This window comes from Flavobacterium sp. HNIBRBA15423, assembly GCF_052655965.1.
In genome coordinates this window covers 1460695-1478603 of sequence record NZ_CP199751.1, presented here as the reverse complement: position 1 = coordinate 1478603, position 17909 = coordinate 1460695, and the positions used below count along the sequence as shown (strand labels likewise).

Sequence of the window (17909 nt, the reverse complement as noted above, 5' to 3'; positions counted from 1 at the left end):
TTATCTGTTTTTATCTCTGTGTTTACTGCTTTTTCTTCTTTTTATTTTTAACAATGCATTGTTACCCTATTACTTCTAATTTAGCAAACTTTAATAAAAGCTTCTTTAAGCCACCAACATCAAATTTGATTTCCGCTTTTTTATCTGCCCCTATTCCTTCAATACTCATAATTTGACCTTTACCAAAACGTTCATGCATTACGATATTACCAACAACCAACTTACTATCAAATAAATTAGTATTACCTTGAGTTTTAATTCCCGAAACTGGTTTTAATTTACGAATATTAGCTTTATCATTCACTTCGGTATTCAAATAAACTGGTGGTTTACTGGAAATAGGTTTTGCTAATCGCAATTTTGATTTATCAATATCACCAAAAATATCAATATCCATTTGTGGTTTGTATCGATAATTACCATTATCAACTGGATTTAAATATTCTAAATAAATATCATCAATTTCTTCAATAAATCGAGATGGTTCACTATCTACTAATTTTCCCCATCGATAGCGAGATTGTGCATAAGCCAAATACGCTTGATGTTCAGCTCTTGTTAATGCTACATAAAATAATCGTCGTTCTTCTTCTAACTCACTACGTGTATTAAGACTCATAGCACTAGGAAACAAATCTTCTTCTAGACCAACTATAAAAACATGAGGGAATTCGAGCCCTTTTGCTAAGTGAATTGTCATTAAAGCCACTCTATCATCATCTCCTGTATCTTTATCCAAATCAGTTGCCAAAGCTACATCTTCTAAAAACTCAGCTAAAGCACCACGCGCTCCATCTATTTCCTTTTGACCTTCGGTAAAATCTTTTATACCGTTTAATAATTCTTCTATATTTTCAATACGAGTAATTCCTTCTGGAGTACCATCTTTTTTTAATTCTTGAACTAAACCTGTTTTTTTTGTAACATGCTCTGTCAAATAAAACGCATCCTGATTTTCATTTATTACTTGAAAACTTTTAATCATAGTAACAAAATCCTGCAACTTTGTTTTTGTTCCTGCATTTAATTTCAAATCTATTTTATCAATATGTTCCATCACTTCAAAAATAGATCGTTTAAAATGATTAGCAGCAACTGTAAGTTTTTCAATAGTAGTGTTACCAATTCCTCGTGCAGGATAATTAATAACACGAACTAATGCTTCTTCATCTTTTGGATTAATTACTAATCGAAGATAAGCTAATACATCTTTAATTTCCTTTCGTTGGTAAAAAGATAATCCTCCATAAATACGATAAGGAATATCTCTTTTACGCAAGGCATCTTCTATAGAACGTGATTGTGCATTGGTTCGATATAAAACTGCAAAATGACCATTTTGCAATTGGTTCTGCATTTTTTGTTCAAAAATAGTTGAAGCTACAAAACGTCCTTCTTCACTATCAGTTACGCTACGATGTACTTTAATTTTTGGACCATCCTCATTTGCAGTCCAAACTATCTTATCAAGTTTTGTTTTATTTTTATCTATAATATTATTAGCCGCTTCGACTATATTTTTTGATGAACGGTAATTTTGTTCCAAACGGTACATTTGCACATTTTCATAATCTTTTTGAAAGTTCAGAATATTATTAATATTTGCTCCGCGAAAAGCATAAATACTTTGTGCATCATCACCTACTACACATATATTTTGAAAACGATCTGATAAAGCACGAACAATTAAATACTGAGAATGATTAGTATCTTGATACTCATCTACTAATATATATCGAAAACGATCTTGATATTTTGCTAGTACATCGGGAAAACGATTTAATAATTCATTGGTTTTTAGTAATAAATCATCAAAATCCATTGCTCCAGATTTAAAGCAACGCTCAACGTATTGTTGGTATATCTCACCCATTCTTGGCTTTTTGCTCATTGCATCAGCTTCCTGTAAATCTGGATTATTAAAATAAGCCTTAACGGTTATTAAAGAGTTTTTATAAGAAGATATTCTGCCTAAAATTTGTTTGGGTTTATAAATATCTTTATCCAATTGCATTTCTTTAATGATAGCACCAATAAGTCGAACTGAATCTTGAGTGTCATAAATAGAAAAATTAGAAGGATAACCCAATTTTTCTGCTTCAATACGTAAAATTTTTGCAAAAACAGAGTGAAATGTTCCCATCCAAAGATTCTTAGCTTCATTATTTCCTACAATATCAGCAATACGTTTTTTCATTTCACGTGCAGCTTTGTTAGTAAAAGTTAAGGCTAGAATATTAAAAGCATCAACACCTTGACTCATTAAATTAGCAATACGAACAGTAAGTACTCTTGTTTTACCTGAACCAGCACCAGCAATAACAATCATTGGTCCGTCTTTTTGTAAAACAGGTGCTTGTTGCGCTTCATTAAGTTGGGAAATTATATTTTGTATCACGATTTATCTTATGAGTTTACTAATCTACAAAAATACGTGATTCAAAGTCAATGTCAAAATTCAATTTCAAAAATCAATTTTTATTTTATTTAATTCATTTTAGGTAGTTTAACTGAAATTTTTTTCTTTTTGATATTGGATTTTGAAATTTAACGTTTGGAATTTTATTTATATTATACTTCCTTTGTAATCGAAAAATTATATAAATGGACGGTACAAAAATTATTGAATTAGCTTCTTATACATTACCTGCTTTGATTACTGGTGGTGTAGCTTATTTTTTATTTCATTCTTTTTTTAAAAATGAAGAAAATAGAAGACGTTTTGAATTATTAAAAGAGAATCAAAAACAAGCATTACCTATTCGTTTACAAGCTTATGAGCGCATTGTTTTGTTATTAGAACGTATTAATCCTACTCAATTATTATTACGTGTTTCTCCTCCTAATTCAGACAAAAATGATTATGCAACTTTATTAATTCACACCATTCAAACTGAATTTGATCATAATTTAACCCAACAAGTTTATGTTACTACAAACACTTGGGATATAATTAATAAAGCTAAAAACTCTACCATTCAAATGATTCGTCAAAAATCAATTGAAGAAGATATTTTAAATGCTGAAAAATTGCGTGAAGCTATCTTAATCAATTTAACTGAAAACGAATCTCCTAGTAATGTGGCAATAAGTTATATTAAAGAAGAATTAAAAACAGTTTTTTAAATAAAAAATCCCGAAATTCATCGGGATTTTATTTTCTTTTTCATATATCTTATCACCTTTTAATGGTGTTTGGTTCTACAAACTTATTATTAATAGCGATTTTGCTTTATTGATTTAATTATCTCTAATTACATGTATAACACCTGTAATTGTATGAGTAACATTTGTAGTTGGATCTTCATAAGTTCCACTAAAAGTCATGTCGATATAACCTCCTACTGAACCAAAATTAGTAAAATTAAATGAAACAGTATTTGTTGTTTGCTGACCAATGTAACTAAAATTACCACCTTCTAATTGAAAAGTTGAAGTTGTATAAATCCCAGGAACATTTGTATTTCCCCACAAGTAAAAACTGCCTACAGTTGTTCCATTACCTTGAAGACTAATAGATAATCCATTTGGAGAATAGCCTGCATTAATTGAACCAATTAAGTATTCCACTGGATCGTTATCTATTTGATAAGTAATATATTCAGTTACTGTATTACAAGTTAATAAATTACCAATATTAGTTACTGGTGAAGTAAAGGTATAATTAATCACCCCTGAAGTTTGCAAGTTGGTGTAATCAAAACCTTCCAATGTAAAAGTGTCATTTGAACTACATACTAGTGTATTAAAGTCAAAACTTCCGTTAGTAACATTAGTAATTAAAGTTTGATTCCCATAATTTAATAACACATAACCATCAGTAACATTTGAATTATTACATTGAGCTAAAGTTCCTACTACAGTGGTTTGTTGAACCATTCCTGCCGTTAAAACTATATTTGGCAAAACTGTATTTGATGAAAATGGACCTATTTGTGAAGTACTAATTATATTCCCACAATTGTCTAATACATTCATTGTAAGAGTTTCATTTGCAGGAATTAAACCACATATTTCTCCGTTATTATCACTTGTTCCGCTTCTAGGATACGTTTGATTATTTGGAGCTAATTCAACATGAACATTAGCAATTGGTTGATTATTAGGATTTACTACAGTTAAACATAAATTTACAGTTGGAAACTGAGCATCACAATTCCACCATGAGAAATGAGAAACAGTTCCTACATATTTATTACCAATTTTTGTAGCTGTTCCTTCTTCTACCCAATAACCTACTTCTTCATCAAAATGCCATAAAGGAATAATATTAGGTGATGAAGTTGATTGTGCTGTATCAATAGGTAGTTCAATAGATGCAGAACCAGATAATTGTAATTTTTCTCCTCCAGCACCTTGTAACTCAACATTAATCATTCCAAATGTTTCCAATACTTTTGCTTCACCGTTGCTATCAGAAGCCAATAAAGAACCTGGCATTTTTGCCTCTACATTTTCATCAGATGGATCTAAATGATGCATGATTACACTAACTGTACCAGAATAAGAAGAACCATCTTCTTTTTTGAAATTACCATCAAAATCTACTTTTGTACCATTTGGTAAAGTAACATTACCTGTTGAACCAGAATTAACCGTTCCAATTACGGTAGCACTTAGTAGCATAATTTTAATGTTATTCTCACCTGAAGTAGGAATTACTGTGCGAGAACCTTTTAAATAACCCGCTTTAGTAGCTGTTATGTATGCAAATTTAGATTTTACTGAAGCATTTTTAATAATAAAAACACCATTAACATCTGTTTGAGCTGAAGTAGATCCAATGTTGACCATAACATTTTGAATAGGGTCTTCATTTTCATCTATAATTTGTCCAATGAAATCCCTTGATACTGTTGAACCAAAATCATAATTAATAGTGGTGTCCGAATTTTCCTCAGGAATAAAAATATCATCATTATCATCACAGCTTATAATAAGAAATGATGTTAAGATGAATAAAGCTAAAATGAATTTTAAGTTTTTCATGATAAATGTTTTTTTAAAGTTTTATATAAACAGATACATTAAGTTTTTATTTGTTACCCCTAAAATGCATTTTTTTTAAAATTTATTCTTCATCTGGTATTTCTTGAGAATCTATTTCTTTGCTTTTGGCATATTCATAGCCTGTTTCCCACCATTTCATCATTTGTTTTTTATTGAAAACTAGCGAATTGGTAGTTAATAATGTGGGTGTGTAATAAAAATTAATAGTTGCATTATTAATTTTAGCTTCATACTTACCAATCTTTATATTTTGATATTCAATACGATCCATCATAAAGGAAAACAAATTAGTTAACAAACCAAAAGGACCTCTAGCAGGCATTCTATTATATAAATTAGTTTCACTTTGCAAAATAATTGCATCTACATGAGTTGCACCTCTTTTAATTGCTTCTTCAATAGGAATCATTGAGGCAAAACCTCCATCTGCATACTCACAACCATCTTTTCTTACCAAAGACATAAAAGGAATATAATTACAAGAAATCCAAACCCAATCACAAAAATCATCATAACTAAATTCGTTTATAGACTTATATTCCACAGTATTTAAAGATAAATTTGAAACCGTAACAATAATTTCTTTTGGACCCGCTTTTAATTCTTCAAATTCTTCTGGAGTAAATATTTTTCTAATTAATTTTTTTAAATTTTTACTTTCCCCAAAAGTTTTAGATCCTTTCAAAAAATTTCGGAATACATTAAAATGATTTATCGCAATAGTATCTTCACCAAATTTCTTTTTTATAATAAAGGGACAATTACTAAAAATACTATTCTGATTAACAGAAGTATAAATGCTCTTTATTTTTTCTACTTTTTGTAATGCTAAATGAGAAACTAACAAACTTCCAGTTGAAGTTCCTAAGTATAAGTCATAATCTTTATGTAAATCTTCAATTAAATACTGTGCCACACCACCAGCAAAAGATCCTTTGCTTCCTCCTCCTGAAATTACTAATGCTTTCATTATGCTGTTTCTTTTAAGAAATAATTTATGCGCTCTTTTTGTTTATCATTTACTTTACCCTTTAAAAGTATGAATTTTTCTCTAATTTCATCATTAGAAATTAATGCTCTTATATTATCCTTGGCAAATTTTACAAATTGCCATTTATGATGCATGGATGCGTTTAACAATTCTACTAGAACAACATCTGATATTATATCTAACTTTATTAAGGTTTCCAAAGCTGGTTGTCTTACAGAAGATTCATATGGGAGTTTAGTATAATTTTCCAATTCTTCAACTGCATTTTGTTTTCTGCTTTCATTGTTATTTGAACCAACAATCTTTAAAGTTAAATGGGCAATTTTCAAGTTATAGTTTAAACCTGTCCAATCTTTTGATAGTTCAACTAAACGTTCTCTATCTTGCTCAAAATTAGTCCATAAACGAAATAATGCTATTTCTCTTGTAATATAAGATTTGTCATTTAACAGCGTTTCAAAATCAGCTTTAAAAGAATAAGGAATTTTAGATAATATCTCAGCAACTGCTTGTCTTACTTTTAAATCATTGGTTTCTAAAGCCAATTTTAATAATTCTAATTGTTTTTCTTCTGAAAGATTTTGAGATTGGTAAACAATTTCTTGCTTAACTGTATAAAATACTTGCGAACTTAAAATAGCTTTAAATTTTTCAAACAATTCAGTTTCTTCTAAATGCTTATTAGTTTTTCCAAATTGAATCAATTGATTTACCGAATTATTTTTAGTTAAATGACTTAAAGCTTCCTCAAAATTAAATTTTGGGCTTTCCAACCAATTTTTCATAAAAGTTGCTGTATCATATTTTGATACTTTATTAATTTCACTTAAAAAATCATCCGTATTTACATTTTTAAAAGCATATTTTTTTAAATAACTTTTAACTGCTTTTCTGAAATTCTTTTCTCCAATATTTTCTCTTAACACATGTAAAGCACAAGCTCCCTTTTTATAAAATGTCAAGGAACTAGCCTTTTCATTCAAAATAGGAATACTGTCATATTGGTTAGCATGTTGTAATTCTTGAGCATATTGATATAATTGATTGTAAAAATAATCATCTCCAAAAACTTCTTTTTCGGCTAATAAAGCATAATAAGTTGCAAAACCTTCTTGTAACCAATGATGTTTACTTTCTTTTGCTGTTATTAAATCTCCAAACCATTGATGCGCTAATTCATGAGCATTTACATTTACATAATTTTTATCATTAAAACCAATAGAATCAACTACAAAATCCTGAGAAAAAATAGTAGAAGTGGTATTTTCCATTCCAGCGTATAAAAAATCACGCACAGGAACTTGTCGATACACTTCCCAAGGATATTTTACTCCAATCTCTTCTTCTAAAAATTCAAATATTTGTTTCGAATAACGATATGTAGGCTCAAACTTGTTCTTATCATTTTTATCCAAATAAAATTCTAATGCAGTTCCTGATTTGGTTTTTTCAGTTTGTTTCACAAAATTACCAATGGCAAGCATCACTAAGTAGGAAGACATTGGCTTTTGCATTTGATAATCCCATGAAATTAGCTTTTCTGATTCATAAGATTCATTAGGTAGTTTTAATTTTTCAACTAATTTACCATTTGAAATAATTTCAAAATTTTCAACAAACCCAATACTTAAATTAAAAATAACTTTCTCATTTACATCATCAAAACTAGGCAACCAATGACTTGTGTTTTTCCCTTGTCCTTGAGTCCAAACTTGAGCGTTTAGACTATCAGGTTGAGTAGAATCGAAATTTCCTGTAAAATATAAGGTTTGTTTTGGTCTTGCTTCAAAACGAAATGACACCCAATTTTCACCTTTAATAAAACCTTCAAAAAATTGAATTTTCTTACCTGAATTTTTAAATTTTACTTTTTCTCCATTCAATATTACATCAAAAAAATTCATATTAATTGCATCAATACTTATTGTGTCAATTTTATTTAAAACTTTAAACTTGTAGATAAGGTTTCCATAAATAGATTTTTCTTTTATTTGAGGAACAACAAAAGCATCACAAGAAATAAAATCAACCTTTTCGGTTTGTTGGGAAAAAAGAGAAAATGAAAAAAATAATATAAAAAAGTATCTCATGCTTAAAATTTATTGTTTCAAATTTACAAAGCCTAGCTAAATAATTCAGGTATTTTTGTAAGTTTACGCTATAATTATACCAAAATTGAGAAAGAAAGCCCTTTTTAACTGGAGTAGCGGAAAAGATTCTGCCTTAACACTACATAAAATCCAACAAGAAAACGAATATGAAATAGTAACGCTTCTTACTAGTGTTAATTCACAATTTCAGCGCATTTCAATGCATGGTGTTCGTATTGAGTTATTAGAAAAACAAGCCGAAAGCATTGGTTTGCCTTTAAAAAAGATGATGATTCCAGAAATGCCAACTATGGAAATCTATGATGATATCATGAAAAATACACTTTTGGAATTTCAAGAAAAAGGGGTAACTCATTCTATCTTTGGAGATATTTTTTTAGAAGATTTAAGAAAATACAGAGAGGATAAATTGGCTAAAGCTAATTTTAAAGGTGTTTTTCCTTTATGGAAAAAAGATACTAAAGAATTAATTCATGAATTTTTAGAATTAGGTTTTAAAACTATTATTGTTTGTGTAAACGAAAAATATCTAGGTAAAGAATTTGTAGGTAGAGTAATTGATGCTAATTTTACAAAAGATTTACCTGAAAATGTTGATCCTTGTGGGGAAAATGGTGAATTTCACACCTTTACATTTGACGGACCTATTTTTTCAAAGCCTATTGATTTTGAATTAGGTGAAGTAGTATATCGAAAATATGAACCTACTAAATCATCTAACAATGATGTTTGTAAAACAGATGATTCTCCTTATCAATATGGGTTTTGGTATTGCGATTTAATATAAATTTATATGGATGCAACTGTTCAAAAAATTACATCTTTCTTAAAAGAAATTGGTATTAATACCATAGAAAAAGAATTACCTAATGATACTTTTCTACCTGGTTTAGCTCTTTCAAATGAAGGAATATTAATCGATTTTAATAAATTATTATATCCTGGTGACATTTTACATGAAGCAGGTCATATTGCAGTAACTACTTCTGAAGATAGGAAAAAAATTGGAACCGATGAAATGCCAAAAGACTGGCCCACACAAGGTGATGAAATAGGCACTATGCTATGGTCATTTGCAGCTGCACATTATTTAGAAATTCCTCTTAATGTTGTATTTCATTCTAATGGATACAAAGGGAGTTCAGATTGGTTGATTGATTCTTACAAAGAAAACAATTTCATTGGTTTACCTTTCTTAGAATGGTGTGGATTAACTTTTAGCAACGAAAAAGCACGAGAACAAAATGCAAAAGCCTTTCCACACATGGTAAAATGGTTAAGAGACTAATCATGAACGATTTAATAAGATATATAAAGTTCCCAATAGTATTTGACGTTCAAAAACTACAAAATGATGTCGAAAAAATACTGAAAAGAAATTGGGTAAACCACTATAATACAAATGATTATTCTGGTGAATGGTCCTCTATTGCCTTACTTTCTCAGGGTGGAAAATCAGAGAATATTAATGCTAATAATAGTGGTACAGAAAAAGTCACTTATACAGAAGTTATCGATTCTTGTAATTATTTAAAAGAAGTTATAGATGGTTTTCAATTTGAAAAAACAACCGTTCGTCTCTTACGTTTAGCTGCTGGTGCATATATTAAACCCCATACCGATAATTGTTTGGGTTATGAAGATGGCTACCTTAGAATACATATTCCAATAATTACGAATGAAGATGTTGCGTTTATTTTAGACAATCAAAGATTAATCATGAACGAAGGAGAATGTTGGTATATTGATGCTAATTTCACACATTCGGTAGCCAATAAAGGTAAAAAAGATCGCATTCATCTTGTTATTGATGGCATTCGCAATGAATGGACTGATACTTTATTTTTCCAACATGCTAATGAAAATCAATTCATAAAACACGAACCCGAACTTTCAAAAGAAGAAAAAAAATTACTTGTTGAACAACTAAAACTAATGCAGACTGAAACTGCCAATGCATTAATTGAAAAAATTAGTAAAGAAATAGAGTAAAATTGGGGGAAAACCCTTATTAAAAACCATAATTTTCCTTATAATTTATATTCAAAAGAGTACAACCTTTGTAAAATAAAATTGTAAACTTTTGAATTATGTTTGAAAATCTAGACGTTTTAAAAATTTTAGGTTATGGTATTTCGGGATTTAGTTTTCTATTAGTACTACTTACCTTTTTCTTACTAAGAGCCGAGCAAAACAAAGACCAAGAACCAAGACCACTTATCATAAAAATGATTTGGAGATTCATGTTAATGACAATTTTCATGGTTATTCTTAATGGCTTTATATCATTACCTCTTTTCAATCAAAATATAAAATTACAAGAAAGTGTAACCGAACTTTCAAATAGTAGTAATACAGAAATTACAAATGAAATAGCTCAAAATACAAATCAAATTGAGGAAATAATTGGTAATGAGAAGGATTCAAAAAATCAAGATTCTTTAAGAAAAGAGATGCAAGATGTCATCGACAAACAAAACAAAGCATTAGATAGTATAAAAGCAACGTTAACAATTGCTCATTCAAATCCGGAAAGGATTACAAAAATTGAAAATTTAAAAAAAGAAATGGAAATAAACCACCAAATACTTTTAAATCCTGATTTAGATAAAAACACTAAAATCGCTGCCAATCAAAATCTAAAAACACTAACATTAGATATTAAAAGAATAGCAATTACAACAAAAAAATAAAATCAGATTTTAAAATAAAATAAGGATATTTTAGAATATTTAAATTATACCCTATATTCGCTATCGAAATTAAAATTTACAAAAACTACTATTGATGTTTGCAATTGAAATAGACTATTACAATTGATTTTTGAATTTGATTTTTGATATTGAATATGAATTTACTAGAGACACCCATTGAATATCTAAAAGGAGTTGGTCCCAATCGTGGTGACTTACTTCGTAAAGAACTCAATATTCATAAGTATGGTGATTTAGTAAATTTGTTTCCCAATCGGTATATCGATAGAACTCGTTATTTTAAGATTAACCAACTCCAGAACAACAATTCCGAAGTTCAGATTATCGGAAAAATTATCCATATTAAAACTGTCGAACAAAAAAGAGGCAAACGCTTAGTTGCTACTTTTGTTGATGATACAGGAGAAATGGAATTAGTTTGGTTTCAAGCACATAAATGGATAAGAGAAAGCTTAAAAATTAATGAAGTTTATGTGATTTTCGGAAAAGTTACCCAATTTGGAAATACCTTCAATATGGCTCATCCAGAAATGGAATTGTTAGCAGAACATAAAGCTAGCCTTCGTTCTGCCATGCAACCAGTTTATCCAAGTACTGAAAAATTAGCCAATAAAGGAGTTTCAAATAGAGTTATCAATAAACTAATGCAACAGTTATTTATTGAAACACATGTTTTGTTTACTGAAACCTTACCCACATATCTTATTGAAGAATTAAAGTTAATTCCAAAAAACGAAGCCCTTTTCAATATTCACTTTCCTAAAAACCAAGATTTATTATCCAAAGCACAATTTAGATTAAAATTTGAAGAGTTATTTTTTATCCAATTGCAATTAATTACCAAAAATCTTATTCGAAAACATAAAATAAAAGGACATCCATTTGGAATTATTGGTGATAATTTTACCAATTTCTATAATAATCATTTACCATTTGAGTTAACCAATGCTCAAAAAAGAGTCATTAAAGAAATTAGAAATGATTTAGGAAGTAATGCCCAAATGAATCGTTTACTTCAAGGAGATGTTGGTTCAGGAAAAACAATAGTAGCTTTACTTTGTATGTTAATTGCAAAAGACAATGGCTTTCAAAGCTGTTTAATGGCTCCAACAGAAATTTTGGCAACCCAACATTTTATCGGTTTAACCGAATTAGCTAAAAATCTAGATATCAATATTCAAATTCTTACTGGATCTACTAAAACTAAAGACAGAAGAATTATTCATGAAGCACTTGAAAATGGTTCACTAGACATTTTAATTGGCACACATGCCCTACTAGAAGACAAAGTAGTGTTTCAAAATTTAGGCTTAGCGATTATAGATGAACAACATCGCTTTGGTGTAGAACAACGCAGTAAACTTTGGAAGAAAAACCACATTCCTCCACATATTTTGGTGATGACTGCTACTCCTATTCCACGTACACTTGCAATGAGCTTATATGGAGATTTAGACATCTCAGTTATTGATGAATTACCAGCTGGAAGAAAACCCATCCAAACCGTACATCGTTATGATAGTAACCGTTTAAAAGTTTGGAAATTCTTAAAAGATGAAATTGCAAAAGGAAGACAGGTTTATATTGTTTATCCATTAATTCAAGAATCAGAAAAAATGGATTATAAAGATTTAATGGATGGCTACGAAAGTATTTCCCGTGATTTTCCTTTACCACACTACTCTATTTCCATTGTTCACGGACAAATGAAACCAGCTGATAAAGAAGCAGAAATGCAACGTTTTGCAGCAGGAAAAACAAATATAATGGTTGCAACAACTGTTATAGAAGTTGGAGTAAATGTTCCTAATGCTTCCGTTATGGTTATTGAAAGTGCTGAACGCTTCGGTCTATCCCAATTACACCAGTTAAGAGGTCGTGTAGGTCGTGGTGCCGAACAAAGTTATTGTATCTTAATGACAAGTTTTAAATTAAGTGAAGACAGCAAAACCAGAATAGAAACCATGGTAAGAACCAATGACGGTTTTGAAATTTCTGAAGTAGATTTAAAATTACGAGGACCAGGTGATATAATGGGTAAACAGCAAAGTGGTGTTTTAAACCTTCAAATTGCAGACATTGTCAAAGACAAAGACATTCTACAATTAGCCAGACACCATGCTATAAAATTATTAAAAGCAGATGCACCAATGGAAAAACCAGAACATGCAACACTTAGAAAAGTCTTTATAGAATTAAGCAAGAAAAAAAATATTTGGAATTATATCAGTTAGCACATTCCTTTACAGTCTAAATCGTCATTCAGAACTTATTTCAGAATCCCACAAGAAATACAAATCCCAACGCTTCAAATGGGGCAATGTAGTTCTCTTTATAACTTTACTAATAAAAGACAGGCATTTGACCTATAATTTTATTGGAACAAAAATCTAAATTTGTAAGAATTAAATAATAAATTTGGTACTCATAGACTTAATACAAAATCTGTTGTAACATAAAATTGACATACTATTTCAAAACCAAACTATGAGAAATTTAATTATACTTTTATACTTATTGCTATTTATCTCTTGCAAAAAAACAGATAACCTAACAAGCAAAATTTCAACTTTTCCAAATCTTGAACTTAAAAGTTATTCACACTCAGAACTTGAAACCGACTTTAATTTATTGGTAAATAGCTTAAAAGAAGCACACACAGGCTTATATTGGTATTCAACTGAAAAACAGTTTGATAGTATTGTGGCAATTCAGCGAAATTTATTAAAAGATAGTCTAAGCGGTATGCAGTTTTACAACATTGTTGCACCGATTATTGCCTACACAAAAGAAGATCATTGTGATATTTCTCTTTCAGAAGATATAAATAATACATTGGCTCATAAAGGCTTATTTATGCCCTTACTAATTATCAATCTCGAAAAGAAAGTAATAATTTTAAATCAACCTTATAAAGGTTTTGAACTAGTTTCTATTAACAACATTGAAATCAATAAAATTTATCAAACGATATTTAACACATTTGCTTCTGACGGATTTATTCAAACTTCAAAGTACAGATACTTAGATTTTAAAGGATTTTCTAGAGAGTATGCAAAAGTAATTGACCAACAAGTAGAGAATCAAATTAAAATCAAAAATCCAACGACAGGGAAAACTGAAACTCACAAACTACATTCCATATCTTTTTCAAAACTTAAAGAACTTATGATTCAAGTACTTAAAGAGAACAACATAAGGAAAGAAATAGAAAAACCTGGAAATTTAGAATTTCAGGATAAAAACACAGCAATTTTAACATTCAGAACATTTGGAAATAGCAATTTTGAAGATTACCAAATGAATTTTAAAAAATTTGTCGATTCATCATTCTTAGAAATTCAAAAAAGACAAACCAAGCATCTAATTATCGACATTAGAGATAACGGAGGAGGTTCAGAAGGCAATGAAGATTATCTATTTTCTTATTTAACAAATAAACCATACAACAAATACAAATATGTTGAACTTTCAAATTTCACTTTTAGTTTCCTTAAATTTACAGATTATGCAAGTAACGAAGATAAAACAGATTTAGAGGACGAATTAAGAAATGAAAATGAACAATCTCAAGACGGAAATATATATAGAAAAACTGGTATCTATATTCCAGAACCAATAAAAGAAACTCCTTTTCAAGGGGACATTTATATCTTAACAAGCGGTTGGACTTATTCAGGTGGTGCAGAATTCTCAAGCTTAATGAATGAATATACAAATGCTATTTTTATAGGAGAAGAAACTGGTGGTGGTTATTTTGGAAACACTAGCGGTACCTCTTTAGAACTCACATTACCAAACACCAAATTGAAAATTGATATTCCAATTTTGAAATTTGTTCTAGATGTTAAAAAAGGAGAATCTGGAAGAGGAATAATACCAAATTATAAAATAGAACCTACATTTAAAGAATTTATAAATGGATATGACACCGAACTTGAATATGCTAAAAAACTAATAAACAAATAAAATTTCCAATTGCTCAAAAAAAGAAATATCGTAAGGAAGTTAGCTATAAGTGTCAGAGACTTCTAAACTTGAAAAAAACAAATGATAATTGACCGAAAACATTTCGACATAAATAATAAATGTGTAATTGAAAAATTACTCATAAAAACACCATTTAGATATGGGACAATTTTTCAAAATGAAGCCTGCTTTTTATATATTAAGAATGGGGAAAGTATAGTAAGTTCTCCAACAGAAAGCGTGAATGTAAATGTTTCAGAAAGTGTACTATTAAAATGTGGGAGTTATTTTGCAAATTTAATCCAAAAATCAGAGCATGAAAATTGCGAAATTTTTGCAATCCATCTTCATAAAGACATTCTTTTAGACTTGTACAAAGATGAAGTCCCAAACTTTATTAAACCAAATGGGAAGAAATATTTTGCTCAAAAAATTAAAAGACACGATATCATAATCCATTTTATGGAAAGTCTAAACTTCTACTTTCAAAACCCATCATTAGTCAATGATGACTTATTAAAACTTAAAATTAAAGAACTTATTTTATTATTGCTTCAAACTAATAATGCGGAAAATATAATTAGTTTATTTTCTCATCTTTTTACTCCACGACAAGCTAATTTCAAAGAAGTAATACAATTTCATCTCTTTTCAAATATTACAATTCCCGAATTAGCTCTGCTTTCAGGTCGAAGCTTGTCAGCATTTAAGAGAGATTTTGAAAACTATTACAAAGACACTCCTGCTAATTATATTAAAGAGCAAAAATTACTCAAAGCGAGTGAGTTGCTATATTCAACTGATTTTTCTATCAGCGAAATAAGTTATGAAGTTGGATTCAATGATATTTCTCATTTTACCAAATTATTTAAATTAAAATATAATTCAACACCATCTCAATACCGAAAAAACAAAGTATTGAAATAAAAATTTGGACTTCATTATCCAATTTTTGGACTTTATAACCAAATTAATTTGGCTTTTTAGTTTCAATTTTGTTTAAAATTTAATAAATAAAAAATATGAAAATAAAAAAAAGTACAATTGTTCTAATTCTTTTGATGCTGTCTCAAAACATCACTTTCTCTCAAAAATTAAAAGTTGGAGATAAAGCTCCTAATTTTGAAGTAATTGATACAAATGGAGACAGTATAAAATTGAGTCAGTATAAAGGACAAAAAGTAATGGTGGCATTTTTTAGATATGCATCATGTCCTGTTTGTAATTTTAGAATTCATGAGTTAATTGAAAATTATGACAGTATTACTTCAAAAGGATATAAAATTATTGCAATCTATGAATCAAATAATACTACACTAAAAGATTACCTAACCGAAACTCCAGTACCATTTATAGTAATTGGTGATCCAGAATTAAAGCTATACAAAGAATATAGACTGGAAAAATCATTCTGGAAAATGCTAGGTTCAGTATTTAAAAAACAACCAAAAGAAGCAATGAAAAAAGGGAAGAAGTTATTCTTAAAAAAATATAAGCGAGATGGAAATTTAACGAGGCTTCCTGGTGACTTTATTGTCGATGAAAATGGGATTTTGACAACAGTGTACTATGGAAAAAATATTGGCGACCATTTACCTATAACAGAAATCTTAAACAATTAGTAAAATGAAATATATAAAAATAACTTCTTGGTTTTTAGCCATTTCAATGTTTCTGTTTGGCGTTCTTAAATTTGTAAATCCGTTCAAATATTGGTATACTGTTCAAGTTACAAATAGTGAATTAGGACAACTATCATACAGTATAGGAATTATAGGAGAGATTGCAGTGGGAATAACTCTCTTGGTATGTTTGGTCTATGAACAAAGAATCTCCACAAAATTATACATTCTTTTAACAAACATTTCCTTTTTTACAATTAGCATTATGATGTTAACTGCTGTCTATGTTCATTTACATTCTAATGTACCTGCAAATGTATTACCACTAAAAATTAAGTCTCCCTATATTCCTCTATTCTTTCTATTAATTACATTATCAAATATAATCTTAACAACAAAGAATGTTCTAAAAGTAAAACGAGTATAAATATTTACAATTACTCAACTAATTCTCTTTCATAATATTTCCATACTTACCAATAAAACGAAAAAAAGAGCGTTTGTAATACCTGCAAAAGTAAACAAACGCTCTCCTATTTTCAATTCATTCTGATTTTCAATTATTTATTACTATTTTTGATTTAAGTAAAAAGGATAAGATTTGTCCCGCACATCTATGCAAATATTTAGGTATTAACTCTAACAAAATCTGACCTATGTACTAGCTAGCAGATATTATAAAAACATCAAAAAACAACTAAACAGACAAAAAATGAAACCATACAAACCTGAAAATTACAATTCCCTTTCACCCTACCTAATTGTTAACAATGCACAAAAATTGGTTGACTTATTAACTGTACTTTTTGATGCTAAAACTTTAAGACGATTTGATCACAAAAATGGAAAAATTGCTCATATCGAATTACAATTAGACGACACAGTCATTATGATTAGTGATAGCACAGAAAGCTATGAAGCTAACAAAACCATGCTTCACATTTATGTGCCTGATGTTTTCAAAACTTTTGACAAAGCCATTGAAAACGGATGTGAAATAATCGAAAAACCCATTAACAAAAAAGGTGATCCAGACACAAGAGGTTCGTTCTATGATTATGCAGGAAATTATTGGGCAATAAGCACACAAACAAATTAACTGTGAAAAAATTTTAACTACCAACTGTCATTTATAACAATTCCTACTCACTAATAAAAGTAGAAAAGAGCATTTGTAGTGCAAGTAACAGAAAACAAAACGCTCTCCTATTTTTAAACCTTTTTTTTCAATGTTTTCGATATATTTGTAAATATCAGTAGCAAAAAGTCTTACCTCCACATTGAGTACCATTGAAAACAATAAAACATGCAACACTTAGAAAAGTCTTTATAGAATTAAGCAAGAAAAAAAATATTTGGAATTATATCAGTTAGGTTTTTGAAGTACTAATCATAATTAGATTTTAACAATTAAAAACTACTTGTAAAATTTAAAAAAGTGATTTTATAACTTTTTCATATAATACAAATACATGTAAGAAAATATTCTTAT

General features: G+C 29.0%; 15 protein-coding genes. 11 read left to right on the top strand and 4 right to left on the bottom strand.

Features of this window, described 5'->3' with window-relative positions; all coding sequences use genetic code 11:
- Positions 1-61: 61 nt before the first annotated feature.
- Positions 62-2395 carry an ATP-dependent helicase gene (locus ACULEV_RS06545; RefSeq protein ID WP_445458526.1) on the bottom strand — a complete coding sequence of 778 codons (2334 nt, stop codon included), beginning with the start codon at positions 2393-2395 and terminating at the stop codon, positions 62-64.
- Positions 2396-2604: 209 nt separating this feature from the next.
- Between ACULEV_RS06545 and ACULEV_RS06540 the strand changes: the two genes are divergently transcribed.
- Positions 2605-3126: a DUF7935 family protein gene (locus tag ACULEV_RS06540; RefSeq protein WP_445457867.1), complete on the top strand. Its 522-nt coding sequence runs from the start codon at positions 2605-2607 to the stop codon at positions 3124-3126.
- 114 nt (positions 3127-3240) lie between these two features.
- Here the strand turns inward: ACULEV_RS06540 and ACULEV_RS06535 are convergent, their stop codons facing one another.
- From ACULEV_RS06535 to ACULEV_RS06525, 3 genes are all read right to left on the bottom strand, one after another.
- Positions 3241-4989: a hypothetical protein gene (locus ACULEV_RS06535; RefSeq protein ID WP_445457866.1), complete on the bottom strand. Its 1749-nt coding sequence runs from the start codon at positions 4987-4989 to the stop codon at positions 3241-3243.
- Positions 4990-5071: 82 nt separating this feature from the next.
- Positions 5072-5980 carry a patatin-like phospholipase family protein gene (locus ACULEV_RS06530; RefSeq protein ID WP_445457865.1) on the bottom strand — a complete coding sequence of 303 codons (909 nt, stop codon included), beginning with the start codon at positions 5978-5980 and terminating at the stop codon, positions 5072-5074.
- Complete coding sequence (locus ACULEV_RS06525) at positions 5980-8091, bottom strand: M1 family metallopeptidase (protein WP_445457864.1); 2112 nt, start codon at positions 8089-8091, stop codon at positions 5980-5982. The genes ACULEV_RS06530 and ACULEV_RS06525 overlap by 1 nt, the downstream gene beginning before the upstream one ends.
- An 85-nt stretch (positions 8092-8176) precedes the next feature.
- Here ACULEV_RS06525 and ACULEV_RS06520 point away from each other — a divergent pair, with 85 nt between their 5' ends.
- From ACULEV_RS06520 to ACULEV_RS06475, 10 genes are all read left to right on the top strand, one after another.
- Positions 8177-8899, top strand: a complete 723-nt coding sequence (locus tag ACULEV_RS06520) for a Dph6-related ATP pyrophosphatase (protein ID WP_445457863.1) — start codon at positions 8177-8179, stop codon at positions 8897-8899.
- Between the two features lie 6 nt (positions 8900-8905).
- Positions 8906-9400 (top strand): hypothetical protein, encoded by a 495-nt coding sequence (locus tag ACULEV_RS06515; protein WP_445457862.1) that lies wholly within the window; start codon positions 8906-8908, stop codon positions 9398-9400.
- A gap of 2 nt (positions 9401-9402) precedes the next feature.
- Complete coding sequence (locus ACULEV_RS06510) at positions 9403-10104, top strand: aspartyl/asparaginyl beta-hydroxylase domain-containing protein (protein ID WP_445457861.1); 702 nt, start codon at positions 9403-9405, stop codon at positions 10102-10104.
- 98 nt (positions 10105-10202) lie between these two features.
- Positions 10203-10805, top strand: coding sequence for a hypothetical protein (locus tag ACULEV_RS06505; protein ID WP_445457860.1), 603 nt, complete (start codon positions 10203-10205; stop codon positions 10803-10805).
- Between the two features lie 149 nt (positions 10806-10954).
- Positions 10955-13060, top strand: a complete 2106-nt coding sequence (gene recG / locus ACULEV_RS06500; protein WP_445458525.1) for an ATP-dependent DNA helicase RecG — start codon at positions 10955-10957, stop codon at positions 13058-13060.
- 253 nt (positions 13061-13313) lie between these two features.
- Positions 13314-14795 carry a S41 family peptidase gene (locus ACULEV_RS06495; protein ID WP_445457859.1) on the top strand — a complete coding sequence of 494 codons (1482 nt, stop codon included), beginning with the start codon at positions 13314-13316 and terminating at the stop codon, positions 14793-14795.
- Between the two features lie 81 nt (positions 14796-14876).
- Positions 14877-15722, top strand: a complete 846-nt coding sequence (locus ACULEV_RS06490) for a helix-turn-helix domain-containing protein (protein ID WP_445457858.1) — start codon at positions 14877-14879, stop codon at positions 15720-15722.
- A gap of 95 nt (positions 15723-15817) precedes the next feature.
- Positions 15818-16417 carry a peroxiredoxin family protein gene (locus ACULEV_RS06485; RefSeq protein WP_445457857.1) on the top strand — a complete coding sequence of 200 codons (600 nt, stop codon included), beginning with the start codon at positions 15818-15820 and terminating at the stop codon, positions 16415-16417.
- A gap of 4 nt (positions 16418-16421) precedes the next feature.
- A complete protein-coding gene (locus ACULEV_RS06480; protein WP_445457856.1) occupies positions 16422-16844 on the top strand; it encodes a hypothetical protein in 423 nt (140 codons plus the stop codon).
- A gap of 285 nt (positions 16845-17129) precedes the next feature.
- Positions 17130-17516, top strand: coding sequence for a VOC family protein (locus ACULEV_RS06475; protein ID WP_445457855.1), 387 nt, complete (start codon positions 17130-17132; stop codon positions 17514-17516).
- Positions 17517-17909 lie beyond the last annotated feature (393 nt).

Excerpts from the sequence above, each read along its gene's own strand:
- ACULEV_RS06540 (WP_445457867.1), top strand. The coding sequence starts at position 2,605 with ATGGACGGTACAAAAATTATTGAATTAGCTTCTTATACATTACCTGCT.
- ACULEV_RS06535 (WP_445457866.1), bottom strand. The coding sequence starts at position 4,989 with ATGAAAAACTTAAAATTCATTTTAGCTTTATTCATCTTAACATCATTT.
- ACULEV_RS06530 (WP_445457865.1), bottom strand. The coding sequence starts at position 5,980 with ATGAAAGCATTAGTAATTTCAGGAGGAGGAAGCAAAGGATCTTTTGCT.
- ACULEV_RS06525 (WP_445457864.1), bottom strand. The coding sequence starts at position 8,091 with ATGAGATACTTTTTTATATTATTTTTTTCATTTTCTCTTTTTTCCCAA.
- ACULEV_RS06515 (WP_445457862.1), top strand. The coding sequence starts at position 8,906 with ATGGATGCAACTGTTCAAAAAATTACATCTTTCTTAAAAGAAATTGGT.
- ACULEV_RS06510 (WP_445457861.1), top strand. The coding sequence starts at position 9,403 with ATGAACGATTTAATAAGATATATAAAGTTCCCAATAGTATTTGACGTT.
- ACULEV_RS06505 (WP_445457860.1), top strand. The coding sequence starts at position 10,203 with ATGTTTGAAAATCTAGACGTTTTAAAAATTTTAGGTTATGGTATTTCG.
- ACULEV_RS06495 (WP_445457859.1), top strand. The coding sequence starts at position 13,314 with ATGAGAAATTTAATTATACTTTTATACTTATTGCTATTTATCTCTTGC.
- ACULEV_RS06490 (WP_445457858.1), top strand. The coding sequence starts at position 14,877 with ATGATAATTGACCGAAAACATTTCGACATAAATAATAAATGTGTAATT.
- ACULEV_RS06485 (WP_445457857.1), top strand. The coding sequence starts at position 15,818 with ATGAAAATAAAAAAAAGTACAATTGTTCTAATTCTTTTGATGCTGTCT.
- ACULEV_RS06480 (WP_445457856.1), top strand. The coding sequence starts at position 16,422 with ATGAAATATATAAAAATAACTTCTTGGTTTTTAGCCATTTCAATGTTT.
- ACULEV_RS06475 (WP_445457855.1), top strand. The coding sequence starts at position 17,130 with ATGAAACCATACAAACCTGAAAATTACAATTCCCTTTCACCCTACCTA.